The 14984-nt window shown below is 30.5% G+C and carries 9 protein-coding genes; 6 read left to right on the top strand and 3 right to left on the bottom strand.

The window, feature by feature from the left end; all coding sequences use genetic code 11:
• Positions 1-29 precede the first annotated feature (29 nt).
• From Q1A15_RS14940 to Q1A15_RS14920, 5 genes are read left to right on the top strand one after another with little or no spacing between them, the layout of a single operon-like run.
• Positions 30-2903: a hypothetical protein gene (locus Q1A15_RS14940; protein ID WP_299625644.1), complete on the top strand. Its 2874-nt coding sequence runs from the start codon at positions 30-32 to the stop codon at positions 2901-2903.
• Entirely contained in the window at positions 2900-6676 is a 3777-nt protein-coding gene (locus Q1A15_RS14935) for a contractile injection system tape measure protein (RefSeq protein WP_299625641.1), read from the top strand. The genes Q1A15_RS14940 and Q1A15_RS14935 overlap by 4 nt, the downstream gene beginning before the upstream one ends.
• Entirely contained in the window at positions 6664-8013 is a 1350-nt protein-coding gene (locus Q1A15_RS14930; protein WP_299625638.1) for an ATP-binding protein, read from the top strand. Before Q1A15_RS14935 ends, Q1A15_RS14930 begins: the two co-directional genes overlap by 13 nt.
• Before the next feature lie 11 nt (positions 8014-8024).
• Complete coding sequence (locus Q1A15_RS14925) at positions 8025-8414, top strand: DUF4280 domain-containing protein (protein ID WP_299625635.1); 390 nt, start codon at positions 8025-8027, stop codon at positions 8412-8414.
• A gap of 41 nt (positions 8415-8455) precedes the next feature.
• Positions 8456-8689, top strand: coding sequence for a hypothetical protein (locus Q1A15_RS14920; RefSeq protein WP_299625632.1), 234 nt, complete (start codon positions 8456-8458; stop codon positions 8687-8689).
• A gap of 8 nt (positions 8690-8697) precedes the next feature.
• Here Q1A15_RS14920 and Q1A15_RS14915 read toward each other — a convergent pair whose 3' ends face one another.
• Positions 8698-9993 (bottom strand): DUF4157 domain-containing protein, encoded by a 1296-nt coding sequence (locus Q1A15_RS14915; protein WP_299625629.1) that lies wholly within the window; start codon positions 9991-9993, stop codon positions 8698-8700.
• A gap of 15 nt (positions 9994-10008) precedes the next feature.
• Positions 10009-12378, bottom strand: a complete 2370-nt coding sequence (locus Q1A15_RS14910) for a DUF4157 domain-containing protein (RefSeq protein ID WP_299625626.1) — start codon at positions 12376-12378, stop codon at positions 10009-10011.
• 232 nt (positions 12379-12610) lie between these two features.
• Here Q1A15_RS14910 and Q1A15_RS14905 point away from each other — a divergent pair, with 232 nt between their 5' ends.
• Positions 12611-13750, top strand: coding sequence for a glycerophosphodiester phosphodiesterase (locus Q1A15_RS14905; RefSeq protein ID WP_299625623.1), 1140 nt, complete (start codon positions 12611-12613; stop codon positions 13748-13750).
• 58 nt (positions 13751-13808) lie between these two features.
• Here Q1A15_RS14905 and tsaD read toward each other — a convergent pair whose 3' ends face one another.
• Positions 13809-14837 (bottom strand): tRNA (adenosine(37)-N6)-threonylcarbamoyltransferase complex transferase subunit TsaD, encoded by a 1029-nt coding sequence (gene tsaD / locus Q1A15_RS14900; RefSeq protein ID WP_299625619.1) that lies wholly within the window; start codon positions 14835-14837, stop codon positions 13809-13811.
• Positions 14838-14984: the final 147 nt, after the last annotated feature.

Genomic DNA, 14984 nt, shown 5'->3' with positions numbered 1-14984 from the left:
TTTTGAAAAGGTGACGTAGCGCGTATTGTATGGATAACAAAGGATACATTTCTAAAAGAAAGAAGGGAACTAGTTTATATGAAGAATTACATAAGGAAGCTTTAGAAATTCTTCAAAAACTAAGTGGTGAAGTATGGACAGATTATAACGAACACGATCCTGGTGTAACACTCTTGGAAAATATCTCATATGCAATTACAGAAGTTGCACATAAGGCAAAATTACCAATACAAGATTTATTACATTCATCTAAAGGTGAGGTATTAACTTCAGGAGATAATGGTTTTTTTGTTGCTTCAGATATTTTAACTACGAGTCCTATTACATTTAACGATTACAGAAAACTTTGGATAGATTTAATTCCAAATGTGAAAAATGTATGGATTTATCCTGTAGATGATTACGAGCAAGAGCTACAAAATTTAAAAGGCTTACTTCATGTATTTGTAGAGAAATATAATTATCATTCAGATCCTGAAAAAGAGGTTGCTGAAAATGAAAATATAAAAGCACAGATTACAAACATATATCACGAAAACAGAAATTTGTGTGAAGATTTATATGGAATAGAAATTTTTAAACCATTATCGTTAGCAATGCAATTTAGAATTGTGTTAACTAATGAAATTGATGGAGAAGAAGCGCTAGCAAATATTTTACATACAGTAAATAATTTTTTAGCACCAGAAATAAATTACCATTCTTTAGATCAACTTAGAAAAGAAGGATTATCTACAAATGAAATTTTTAATGGCCCTTCTTTAGAAAACGGATTTATAAAAGATGAAAGTTTAAAAGATCCTTTAGAGGTAATTAACTTATCAGATATTATTAAAGTAATTTCTAAAATAAAAGGTGTTGTTAACATCAATTATTTTAGTTTGAGTTATATAAATCCTGAAACGAAGAAAGAACAGGTAATTGAAGAAAACTTTAAAGTGCCTAAAAATATGACGGCACGAGCTGCTTTTCCTTCAAATAACACGAATATAATTTTTGAAAATTCAGAAGTTTCTTTTCATCCAAATTTAACGCAAACCAAAAAACAATTGTCTTTTATTCAAGCGTTAGATGCAAGTAAGTTTAAAGCCGCTTCAAATTCTCAAAATCAAATAGCTATTCCAGAAGGAAAAGTTCAAGATATTAATTATCATTATCCAATTCGAAAACAATTACCAGAACTTTATGGTGTTGGTGATAGAGGAATAAGTGCATCTGCAAGTCCGTTACGACAAGCACAAGCGAAACAATTGAAAGCGTATTTGTTACCTTTCGATCAGTTAATTATAAATTTTTTAGCGCAGCTTTCAAACATATATAAACTCTATGATGTTCATGGAAATTTAGATACTTCATACTTCACCAATAGTCTTCCAGATATTCAAGAAATACTAGAGTTAATAGAACCTCAAGATGCTAATTTTAGTATTGAAGAAACGAAAAGATATTGGGATATTGTAACGAATGATCTTAATGGATTTTTCGATAACAAAGCATCGCAACGATTAAATAAAGTTGCCGATCAATTATTAGTGAGATACAACGAATCTTTTCAAACCTATTCTTTATTAAAAATAAACACAACGAGTTACCAAGGTGTAATTTCCGAACAAGTTTTTAAAGAATATCTATTAGCAGTAAAGCAAGAATTTATTCGCGCTTATGGAGGAATTAGTTACAACAGAGCAAAATCGTTTAACTATAAAATAGAAGAAACAGATTTTACGCTCGAGAATTACGCTGAAATTCCTGGAGTATTTAAAAAGATCGCATTGCTTACAGGAATTAGTGAGTTATCTTACATATCGGTAACAGAGATTATCGAAGAATTAGGAATTTTAATTCATCCACAATCTATCGAATTAGATATTATCATTCAGGAAATTGAAATTGATACTCCTGAATTACATATTGAAATTGAAGAGGTAAGTGTGGTTGTTGAAGATGATAATACTAAAGAAAATCTTTTTGAAGCAGTTCATTTTGTTGGAAAAGAATATACAGTTTTAAACCATGTATTGAAACACGGAATTAATGCTGATAATTATTCAATCAAAAGAAATAGAGAAGAAGATTTATACTACATTTTACATAGAGGAGAGACCGAAAAATCTACAATAGTTCATATTTCTGAAAGAAGAGAAGAGGCAATAGAAGTCGTAAAAAAGGTAATTGATTTTCTATTAATTGTAAATCAGAAAAGTGAAACATTTTTTGTGTTAGAACATACAATGTTATTGCCATCTTTTTCTGAAGATTATTTTGGATTTGAACTCGATTTAGCTGAGTTAGATTCAGATTTAGATCTTGTTTTAGTTCACCCGAATCAAAAAAGTTTAAAAGCAAGAGATAAGAACATTGATGATTTAATTGAAGGCATGCTTAACAATATTGTTTTGTATTCAGTTGAATCAATTACTGGAGCTTATCGATTATCGATACGAAATGAAAGGGGAGAGGTTTTAGCCATTTCTAAAAACGATTCACTTACAGAGTTTCCATTACGTAATAGTATTGAAAAACTTAAAAAATCAATAGTAAATTTTGAAAAAGAAACTATTGAAGAGATTGTAAAATGTTTTGTTTTTTACGGAACTATTCCTGTTGATGAAACATTTTTCTCTTTCAGAATGAGTCTAATGATGCCATCTTGGTCGGTTCGTTTTCAGAATGAAAATTTTCGAAAGTTTTTCGAAAATACCGTTTACGAAGAACTTCCGATACATATTAGATCAGATTTATTTTGGTTGTCATTTAACGATGTACAAATTTTCGAAAGCTATTATTTCAAATGGCTAGAACTCTTAAAGATTAAAAATCCTGATACAGCAATTCAAGAAGAAATTAATGAATATGCGTACGAACTTATTACCATAGTACAAAAACTAAATGCTGAAGCTTGAAAAATGAACAAACACATATCATTAAAAGTCAGCAATATCAAATAGAATTAGATGATGCTTCTAAAAGTTATGCTTATCAATCGCGAATAAGTAAACTTCAAGAACATAGTATTCAACATATTCTAGAAAAGGTGATGGATAAATTTCATTCACCAAAATACTTAGATCAATATGATGAAATCACTTTAGATTTAGGAACGATTACAGCAGGAAATTTCGATCGAGAATTAGGATATAAGATTGAAGAAGCTTTAGAAAGCTTTTTTAAGAAGAATATTCATGGAGGAAATTTGGTAAAAGGAAAGCGAAAATCTATTGATAAAAGTTATGCCAATCAGTTTTTATATTTTCTTAGAAACGGATATTTACAATGGGATGTACCATCATCTAAAAATCCAGTTTTATTACTTTCAGAAGCTTTAAAAGAAGATCGTGAAGCATTAACTGAAGCTTTAAAAAACGAAGGAAAAAAAGAATATATTCGAAGGAGAATGATATCGCAATTAGAAGATCCTTATTTAGAGGAGATAGTTCTAGCGATAAAAAATGACGAAGGTGTTTTTATCAATCAGTCACGAAACGATATTACCAATTATCAGAAGCAATATCATTTAGTAGATACACATCAGAGTTACTTTAGAGATGCACTATGGGAAATCATTTTAGCTTATGTTTTTACTGAAGTTACAGGTTATACCAATCAAAAACATTTCTTAAAATACTTAACCAGAAAAGTTGCTGCAAAGTACAATTTGAGTTACAAAGTATTATTAGAAAAGTTGAGTGCAGGTTTACAAACCAAACAAGTAAGTACGATTCCGAATTTTGATCGTATTATTTTCGAATTACAAGAAGAAATTACAGGTCAAACTGTAATTGTTGATTCACAAGAATCAATAGTGTTTACAGATGTTTTTCTATATTTTTTAGCTCATAAAAGTTTACCAATACATGCTAAAATTACATCGCTAACTCTTTTTGCAAAAGAACTAAAAGTGTTGATAAAAGAACAACCTAATTTTTTCTACATTAACTTTTATGCGTTTATAGAGCGAGATGATCGACATATTAATTTCTTTGAAAAGTTCTTTGGAGAAAAATTACTAAACGCTATAGTAGAAGAAGCAACGAATGAGGTAGTTCATACTACATTAGCTTTTTTTAAAACATTAAAAAATATCTCAGTAACCAAGAGTAAACCATCTGAAATTATAGCATTGTTAGAAAATAATATCGGAAGAATTATTTTTAGAACATATGTAGCTACTAAGCAATATACTTCGAATACAATTGAAGAGTTTCTTTATCAAATAGCACAAGTATTTACTCTAGATGCAGCTTTTATAGAGATACTTGAATTATATAATTCGAAGTCGAGTTCAATACAACAGCAAACCGCAATACATATTTTTTTAGAAGAAATTCGTACAGAAAATATAACTAGGCAAACAACTCAAACCAGTGAAATTAGTTTCACAACAGTAGCAACAAAATTATATGCATATTATACAAAGCGAAATGTAATTTCTTTCGAAGCATTTCAAGAAGGAATTTTAAAGAAAGATGTTAAGATGACATCTTTAAAGTTAATAATTACTCTTTTAGAAGTCTATTCAAAAAATAGAAGTGTAAGTAAGTTTACTTTAGAAAATTGGTTAGAACAACGTCTGTCTGAAATTCAAATAAAAGGTGAAAATTCCAATAGTATTATCACTGAATTATTAGACTTAATTCAATTTATTGATACCGATAAAAAACTTGAGGAGGTATTAGTTAGAGTTGAAAATATATTCAAAAACCAAGAGGGGAACACTACTATTAATAAGGCTGAGAATATTGCAATTACTGAAGAAAAAGCTCTTGTTCAAATACCGAGTTATGCATATAACGAATTACTATTGAGTATTAAAAAAGCGCTTTTTAATAGAACAAATAATAGTTTAGAAGCAGAAGTAAAAAAAATACTTCAGATTTTTTCAAAGAAATACACAATTAAAGAAGAAGCTATTTTATTTGAAGTTCAAAAACATATTGCTACAGCAAAGATTCCACAATTTGTTCTCGAAATATTAAAGAGAATACAGTTCAATAAAAATCAATCTAATACTCTTTACGAAGAAGAGTTAAAAGAACAGTATGCTTTAGATGTAGTAGAATTTTATTTCAACTCAGTCAAATTACCTTGGTGGTTTAAAAGTACGACAACAAGTTCTCTCCAAGAGTTTATAGATTTAGTATTACATACTCAACCAAAAAAGTTAGAAGTTTGGTTTAAACGATCTCAATATCAAAGTACAATTGTACATACAATTTCAGAAGAAACATTTGTTACCTTGATCAAGGTGTTAAACACATCAGTTTCAAATACAGTTTTTCAATTAGAAAAAGTATTCCATACGATTTTATATAAAGATATTGCAAGCATTAGCACGATCACACTTCAGCAAAAGAAAGAATTAAAACTATTGTTTCTTTCTTATGTGTTGAAAAATCCAACGATAAAAATCGAAGCATTTACAGCATATTTTGTAGAAACGTTTTCAAATAATTTTAGCATAGCTAAATCAGATGTATATCATTTTGTTTTAGAAAGAATAAAAAATGACACAACTACTTTTAGTTTACTTCAACAACTTGAAAAACAGATAGCGAAAAAGGTTTCAATTCCAAGTGAAGTCTATACAAAAGAGTTTCAAAAGATAATGCAATCTACATCTTGGAAAAGTGTTGTAGATACTACTGAAAATGAAGTTTTAATTCAGTTGGTAACTAATGTTTATAAAAATCAGCCGCAAGAGTTAAAGTTTTATTTAAAGAAGGTTTCTTTTAGAGAAGCATTGTTAGAAAAGCTAACAATAAAACTACATAAAGAATTAATTACCATATTATTTTCTACAGTAAGTCATCAAGAATTACAGGTTGTTTTTGAAACATTTAAAAAGATTAGAAAGTTATTAGATACGAGTAATTATCTAACGATTTGGAATCGTTTTGTAAACAGTGTTTTATTACAAATAGCTATTAAAGGAACTATAAATTGGAGTGTGAAAGATTGGAGTTTACTTGTTTTCAATAGTTTCTCTTCAATTCAAAAAAGTGCTACAGTTTCAAAAGTAGAAATCATAAGACAAGTAATTATAACCAACAGTGATTTTTCAAAAAAAATAAACGAAGAGTTATTAGTGCTATCAAAAGCTGAAGATGAAATTTTAGAAAAAGAAGCTAGATCATATACTCCATTTGAGGTAGAAAGACAGTTTAATATGGATGAAGCTGTTTTTATTGAAAATGCTGGAATGATAATTTTAGGTCCATATATTCCGATGTTATTCTCGCGTATGGGATTAACTGAGAACAGAGAATTTAAAGATGATTTTTCTAGACAAAAAGGAATGTTTGCTTTACAGTATACTGTGACGGGAACAACTAAAGTTGATGAACATATTCTGTTACTGAATAAGATTATTTGTGGAGTAGATATTTATGAACCACTACGTCAAGAAGTAACACTAGCAGATGAAGAAAAAGAACTCATCGATAGTATGTTGCAAGCAATTATTCAACAATGGAGTACATTAGGAAACACTTCTGTAGAAGGACTTCGAGTATCTTTTCTTGCTAGATCGGGAAGTGTTATTGAAGAAGAAAAAAAGTTTATACTCATGGTAGAGCAACAAACTTTTGACATGTTATTAGATCATATTCCATGGACGATCGGACAATTAAAATTAAACTGGATGCCTAAACTATTAGAAACAATATGGAGACAATAACACAAACTCAATCGACACTTCAACAAGATATAGCGTGGTTAGAAACTGTTATTGAAACAGGCTTAGCTTTATATTTTGAGAACGATACCGTTTTTCGTAGTGTAAAAGAAGTCGCTATGCCTCTTGTAGAAGAGAATGATACTTCTGGATATGCTCAGTTGCTAAGAACTTATAATTTAGTGTTCGAAGAACGTTTGATATTGATTATGACTTTAGCGCGATATATAAAACCGCAAAGTTTAGACTTGTTTCTACTGAAAAATAAATCAATCGATGCAAATTTTTCTGAGTTTGGAGGGATTAAAGATGAGAAACAAATAGGATTTTTACCAACTTTAGAAACGGTTAGTTTTATACTAGGAGGAGCTGATAATCTCAATATTCGTATGCAATTTATGCACATGATTTATGACAGTAGTTTATTGTATAAAGAAAGAATTCTTAAAGCTCAAAACCATCCGATTTTATTGAATGAACCTTTAGTTTTGTCTGAAGAATATTTGAATCTGATTATAACGCACAAGAAGTTTGTGCCAAAATATAATTCTAAGTTTCCGGCAGAAGAGATTACAACCAATTTAGAATGGGAAGATTTAGTGTTAGAAATTAGTACTAAAACTCAACTAGGAGAAGTAAAACAATGGTTAAAGCACAGTAATTTAATTTTAAACGATTGGAAGTTAAATAAAAACCTGAAACCAGGATATCGAGTTTTATTTTATGGACCTCCAGGAACTGGAAAAACTTTAGCAGCAACATTACTTGGTAAATCAATTGATACACCTGTTTTTAGAATAGATTTATCTATGATTGTTTCCAAATATATAGGTGAAACTGAGAAAAATCTCGGACAATTATTTGATAAAGCTACCTCTAAAGGTTGGATTTTATTTTTTGATGAAGCCGATGCTTTATTCAGTAAAAGAACAAATACGAATTCATCGAACGATAGACATGCAAATCAAGAAGTAGCATATTTATTGCAGCGTGTAGAAAGTTTTGACGGATTGGTAATTCTAGCAACAAATCTTCAAACAAATATTGATGAAGCGTTCTTAAGACGTTTTCAAAATACTATTCATTTTACAAAACCAAAATATAGAGAACGCAAAATTCTGTGGACTAAAATGTTTGCTAATACTTTTGAAATTAGTGAAGGTGAAGATGTTTTAGATGAAATAGCGAAGAAATATGAAATGTCTGGAGGTGAAATGATTAATGTACTTCGCTATTGTGCAATTAAAGCTGCAGAAAGCGGAGAAAAGAAAATCAGTTATAAAAATATTATGACTGGAATTAAAAGAGAATATCAAAAATCAAATAAAACATTTAATTAAAAAATCGAATTATGGCAAATTTAGCATGTAGTGGAGCATCGATTTCATGTTCATTCGGATCAACATCATCAACATTTACAGTGTTACCAGTAAATATGGTAAATACTGATAGCATGCCTGCGGCGACTATTAATGATTATATTCCGTTAGTTAATATCTTATCTTTTGGAGAATGTTCTTCAACAACCAATCCAACAGTATCTTCTGTAATAGCTTCTTCAAGTGGCGCAACAACAACAGCACCTTGCGTACCATGTACGGTAACACCTTGGACACCTGGGATTTCAGATGTTTTTATCAATAGTATGAATGCTTTAGATGACGGAAGCACATGTAAGTGCCTTTGGTTAGGTTCAATTTCTTTTGATAACGCAGGAGAAGAAGATGTCGATATTTCATAAAAAAACAACCATTACTTTCTAAAAAAATATATATTACCCCTATGCAAAAAACAATGTCTTATATTTCTAAAATTGTAGATAATCCTTATGTTAAACTACTAACTTCTATCGGACTAATTATTATCGGTATAGAAGAAGTATATAAAGCAGATGTGCCTCACATAGAAATTCATTGGAAACATGGTATTAGTTTTTACGCTATTTTACTTTTAATAGAAGCTTTATTTAAAATAGTAAAAGGCGTTGTTAATGCATATCGATGTAAGTTTAAATAATTTATGTTTTATAAAGAAATTCTTACTGCTTTTAAATAAGGATAAATTTTTTCGGGAACCATGTATTGAGTTGATTTAATGTTACCTGTAATTCTAGAAATTTTTATTGAGGCTTTATGATCTTCAGCTTTAATCTGATTTATGTCATCACTCCACCATTGTAACACTGGTACTACATGAAAAATTGGATCATCTTTAGCTACAGTACTTAAATAACTTAAATCTAACCAAATTTCAAATAAGTCTGGATCTTTCCTTAATTTAAAATCCTTATATTCTGCATATTCTTTAGCATCATCTTTTGACGCCGCAACATAAAAACCTTTTCCTAATTGTAGATTTTTATCTCCCATGTTCCAAGGTTTTATTCCATTTGAGATTTTGTCTCCCACATCTTTTCCTGTTCCATGATAACCTAAAAGTATCTTTTTAGTTTTTTGTTTAAGTTGCTCTGACATTTTTCTATTCAAATCTAAAGCATGATCTACTTGTTGGATTTCTAAATCTAATAATGCTATCTTTACTAATGCTCTTATTTCATTTTCTGATCTATCTGTTTTTAAATTTTTAGTTAAATTACTTTTATTAGCTTGTAATGCTTCTATTGCAGAACTTGCTTCTTTTATTCCAACACTATACTCTTTCATAATCCATTCTTTCAAGTCTTTTGTGGTTTGAAACGAAACAAGCTGGAATGGTTGATTAGAAAAAGTAGATACCTTTTTTAAACTTTTTAGTTGATGTAAATTTTCTCTACGATTAGCAGATAAACTAGATGCTGTTTTCATTTGTAAAGCTCTAGCTCCCATAATATCAGCCTCTTTCTCTAAACCTGCATCGTCGTTAATTGCTGTTTTTCCTTTTAGTTGTTTCGTAGCTTTTACACGTCCTTGTTTTTGTTGCACTACATGCCAAGCTTCGTGAGGTAAATGTTGTTCTTGCCCTGGAGCAATATGAATATTATTTCCTTGTGCAAATGCGTGAGCTTGCAACTGAGCTGGAGCAGAAGAATTATAGTGTACTCTAGTATCACTCATATCCATTCCCGATAAACTTTCAATTCCCGATTTTAACTGATCTGGTAAACCTGTTTTATTCTCTACTCGTTGAATAGGAGCATTAGAAATATTTTCGGCTTTCTCTTTTTGCTGTAAAACTTTAGAACTATTATTTAAATTACTTTGTAATAGGTTTTGTTTTTCAGAAGCTTCTCTATTATCTTTCAATTGAGCTGCTTGATTACTACTGTTTTTATTTGGGGATTTTTTGGTTTTCGATTCGTGTTTATGAGAGTAAGTACTCATGAAAATTCTATCTTTTTATAAATTATTAACTTTTCTAAACTTATGTTCACTATAAGCTCCTTGTAATTGATTTACAGCTTTAATGAATTTAAAATAACTCTTAGCAGAACTTCTAACTGCTTCAAATGTAATAGGACCACCAGTCTCTTTAGGGTTAATAAATCTATTTTCCATTACAGCTAATAGATTATCCTGAACATTTCCATCCTCTTGAACAACATTTGAGGTATCCGCATGTCCTCTTAAGAATATTTTAAATGCTTTTTCGTAACCTGATATATCTGTTTGTTTATTCTGAAAATAGGTAAGAATACCTTCCTTAGTTAAAAAGTCTACTCCATTACAAATACCTTCTACCCACTCTCGTACAGTCATTTGTTTAACGTGTCTGTAGAATTGAGCTCTCTCTGGTTTTACTACTTTGTTAAGATACTTATCGTGCACATGCATCATAGAACGCTCTACGCGTTGTCCATCTTCATCAGTTCCATTCTTTACAACATCACTTGGCATTACACTATCTATCGCTTTTACTAAAGCTCTAATTCCATTAGCTTGCTCTAGAGGAGTTTTTTGTGCATCTGGTAATTTTGCAAATAAAGTATTTATTGAAAAACGCGATAAAAACGGTAAAGCTAACTTGATACCTTTGAATGAAGTTCTAGATAATCCTTGAATATACATGAGCATGTACGAAATAAAACCTTCTAAAGCTTTAGTATCTGCTTCTTGATCAAAAATGTGGTCATCCTTCAATGATGCTATTGCTCTTTTTGCCAATCCTGGAGATCTTCCAATAATAACAGCCAAATCATCATTTGTATCTTCATATCCAAAACCTAGTTTACGTGCATTCTTTCGTTTCTTTGTTTCTGCCTGCGTTTCATCGTCTTGTTTTGCACCAAAATATTTCATTAGTGTTGGTAAATCTGCTAAATTTACTCCATGTGTAACTTGCATTTTAAAAGCAGTTGTTGCTTGACCTCCGGCTAAATATGCATTTCGATTTTGGAAACCATGATCATCTGGAGTAACAAAATCTCCTTCCGCAGCATTCTTTTGTCCTCCAAATCGCCTTAATATACTAATCACATTTCGTTCAATTTCAGAAAATGTACTGACCATAGTTGCATATCCTGCATCTGTCATCTCAAAAGGTTTGGTTACCAATTCGATATCCATTTTTCCATTTTCATAAGGACCATCTGTTTCTAAAGAATAATGTGTTCCCCCATGAATACGCCATACTTTTGGAGCTGCTTTTACTCCGTGATCAACCATGGCTTTATCAATATGATCTTCATCTTCTTCTTTCCCCATACTTGGAAATACCACAATATCTCCATCTGGAGTCATCGGAAATTCATAATCACCTACATTTACAGAAGTTGTTAAAATACTTAGTAAATAGTCTTTAATTCCAGATTCATCGCCCATCTCTTGAGATGTTTTAAACTCATCATGAGCTTCTGAATTCATTCGGAAGATGGTCGTATATTTCTCATAAAAAGATAATTTGTCTTCTGACTTCTCAATGGCTTGGGCTATGAAATCATGTGCCTCTTGAGCAGTCTCAAAAGTTTCTGAGAGTACCTCTTTTCGTAGTTCTTTAAACTTAGGTACTTCATCCATATAAGCTTTTACAAAAGCAGGCCATTCTGCCTCATCTTTAGATGTTATTCGAGTTTTTACTATAGCGTTTTGATCTTGAGCTTGATCTGCTTCGTCTTCAGCTAACTGAGGTTGTGCTTGTTGAATTCCTTCATATACTTCCCATGAGTTATCTTCAAATTCAAATCCGATTTTTCGTTGAACGGGTCCACTTGCAGAAACTTTTTTTAAGGAAGCAACTTCTCCATTTCCTCCTTGCATCGCTTTAGCTCCCATAATATCAGCTTCACGTTCTAATCCAGCATCATCATTTATTAAAGTTTTACCTTTCAGTTGTGTTGTAGCTTTTACGCGTCCTTGTTTCTGTTGTACAACATGCCAAGCTTCATGTGGTAAATGTTGTTCTTGACCTGGAGCGATATGAATATTATTTCCTTGAGCAAATGCATGAGCTTGTAATTGAGCTGGAGCAGAAGAGTTATAATGTACTCGTGTATCACTCATATCCATTCCAGATAAACTTTCAATTCCAGATTTTAATTGATCAGGTAACCCTGTGTTATTTTCTTGTCGTTGAACAATTGGAGTATTTGTAATAGAATTTGCTTTAGCTTTTTGAGCTATCATTTTATCACTATTAGTAATACTATTTTTTAGAAAATCGTGTTTACTAGCGTCTTTTCTATTGTTCTTTAATTGAAACATTTGAGATTCTGAACCAAGATTTTCAGTAGCAGAATTTTTATCATCTTGCTGAGTTTGATATGAATGCATAAATGTGGAGTAGGAGTGTTAATTGTAATTATAAATATAATAGAAATTATAGAATATAAATACACAATATCGTATAAACTTTTAAAGAAAGAGGAAGAATGTTTTGGTTGTTAACCAAACAATAATTTTCTTAATAATTTCTTGATTTTTTTATCAGGATACGTTGATTTTAATTTAACTCAACTTGAAGTTGCTTGTTGTTATTTGGCGTAAATTTTAAAGAAGTCCCAAAATGAATTTACGAAAATTTATCCCACTAACATTATTAAGTATTTGTTTGTTTGTATCATGTGATGATGACAATAACGGCAATGACAATAACGAGAAAAGACCGTTAATTATAGCTCATAGAGGTGCGCAATCTATTTTACCAGAACATACCATTGAAGGTTTTACAAAAGCAATAGAGCTAAATGCCGATTTTATCGAGCCAGATTTAGTGCTAACAAAAGATGGCTATTTAATTGTTAGACACGAACCAATGCTTTCTGGAACAACAAATGTTAGTGAAATTGCAGAGTTTGCAAATTTGAGAACAACAAAGAATTTAGATGGAAAAATGGTAACTGATTGGTTTGCTATAGATTTTACGTTGGCACAAATCAAACAATTAAAAGCAAAACAAGCGTATGCTGGTAGACCTACAAACTTTGATAATCAGTTTGATATTCCAACATTTGAAGAGGTTATTAATTTAGCTAAACAACAAACAGAAACTACTGGAAGAACAATCGGTATTTATCCTGAAATCAAACACCCTTATTTTCATAATGAAGTTTTTGGTACTCATTTTATGGAAGATAAATTGATTGAAGTTTTAAAAGAAAACAATTTTAATACATTCAATACTCCAATATTTGTGCAGTGTTTTGAGGTTGAACCGTTACAATATATCAATACAAAATCACCAGTAAAATTAGTACAGTTAATATCAACGTATAATATCAATAAAGATGGTTCTTTAGATTTTAATGTACCAGATGGGGATTTTATTTCTTACGGTTCTCCTTACGATTTTCATATTAATGGCGATCAAAGAACTTATGAATTTTTCACAACTAAAGAAGGAATGGAGTTTACAGCAAGTTATGCAGATGGAATTGGTCCGTGGAAGCCATTTATTATTTCTTATAAAACTGATGAAAGTAATAATATTACTGTGTTATCACCAACAAATTTTATTGAATTAGCACACGATTATGATTTACAAGTACATCCTTATACATTCAGAAATGAAAATACACAATGGAGTGGAGGTAATCCAGAAACTGAGTATCATTTATTTTTTAATGCAGGTGTAGATGGTTTATTTACCGATTACACAGATGAAGCTGTAAAAGCTTTAGATTCTTGGTTAGTAGACGAAGAATAAAATTTTTACAGAATATATAAATTAAAACTACTTTACCTATTTTAGGTAAAGTAGTTTTTTATTCTGTTACTTTTAATCTGGCTTTTGCCGTTACTGAAAAATCAGCATAATTTTTATTCAAATATTTTAAATATCCTACAATAGCAATCATTGCAGCATTATCGGTAGTATATTCAAATTTAGGAATGTATGTTGTCCATCCCCAATGTTTTTCTGAAAGTTGTAAACGTTTTCTAATTTCAGAATTCGCAGAAACTCCACCAGCGATAGCAATATGTTTAATTCCAGTTTGTTTTACAGTATTTTTAAGCTTCTTCATTAAAATTTCAATAATAGTATGTTGAATAGAAGCACAAATATCAACTAGATTTTCTTTGATGAAATCCGGATTTTCTTTCACTTTTTTTTGAATGAAATATAAAATCTGAGTCTTTAAACCACTAAAGCTAAATTCTAAATCACCAACCTTTGGTTGCGTAAAAGCAAATGCTTTCGGATTTCCTTCTTTGGCATATTTATCAATTAAAGGACCTCCAGGATATGGTAAGCCAAGAATTTTGGCAGATTTGTCAAAAGCTTCTCCAACAGCATCGTCAATCGTTTCACCTAAAACTTCCATCTCAAAATGATTAGAAATTTTAACAATCTGTGTATGTCCACCACTAATGGTTAAACAGATAAAAGGAAAAGGAGGAATCTTACTTTCTTCTTCCTCAATAAAATGAGCTAAAACATGACCTTGCATGTGATTTACATCTAACAAAGGAATGTTTAATCCTAAAGCCAAAGATTTAGCAAAAGATGTTCCTACAAGTAAAGAACCCATTAATCCCGGACCTTTAGTAAAAGCAATACCACTTAAATCTGATTTTGTGATTCCTGCTTGTGCAATAGCTTGCTGAACTACAGGAACAATATTTTGTTGATGCGCTCTAGAAGCTAATTCTGGAACAACCCCACCGTATTTTGCATGTACTTCTTGATTGGCAACAATATTACTTAATACTTTTCCATCTTTAATTATTGCAGCACTAGTATCGTCACAAGAGCTTTCAATTCCTAAAATATAAATAGATTCTTTGCTCAAAATAGTCTAATTTTTACCAATGCAAAAATATTCATAATACGTTAGATATTCGTTAAAATTGGCGTTTCTTTGCAATAAGGCAAAATTTTTGTAGTTTCTTTCTGGAAAATAGTAGGGCAACATCATTAGAAGATTAAAGAAAATAAC

The organism is uncultured Tenacibaculum sp., from assembly GCF_947495995.1.
Classification (GTDB): domain Bacteria; phylum Bacteroidota; class Bacteroidia; order Flavobacteriales; family Flavobacteriaceae; genus Polaribacter.
Note: the sequence above shows the minus strand (reverse complement) of the source record. Positions and strands in the feature narration are given on the sequence as shown.

What these genes read in the sequence shown, in the direction of transcription:
- Q1A15_RS14940 (WP_299625644.1), top strand. Translation starts at nt 30, where the DNA reads ATGGATAACAAAGGATACATTTCTAAAAGAAAGAAGGGAACTAGTTTA.
- Q1A15_RS14930 (WP_299625638.1), top strand. Translation starts at nt 6,664, where the DNA reads ATGGAGACAATAACACAAACTCAATCGACACTTCAACAAGATATAGCG.
- Q1A15_RS14925 (WP_299625635.1), top strand. Translation starts at nt 8,025, where the DNA reads ATGGCAAATTTAGCATGTAGTGGAGCATCGATTTCATGTTCATTCGGA.
- Q1A15_RS14920 (WP_299625632.1), top strand. Translation starts at nt 8,456, where the DNA reads ATGCAAAAAACAATGTCTTATATTTCTAAAATTGTAGATAATCCTTAT.
- Q1A15_RS14915 (WP_299625629.1), bottom strand. Translation starts at nt 9,993, where the DNA reads ATGAGTACTTACTCTCATAAACACGAATCGAAAACCAAAAAATCCCCA.
- Q1A15_RS14910 (WP_299625626.1), bottom strand. Translation starts at nt 12,378, where the DNA reads ATGCATTCATATCAAACTCAGCAAGATGATAAAAATTCTGCTACTGAA.
- Q1A15_RS14905 (WP_299625623.1), top strand. Translation starts at nt 12,611, where the DNA reads ATGAATTTACGAAAATTTATCCCACTAACATTATTAAGTATTTGTTTG.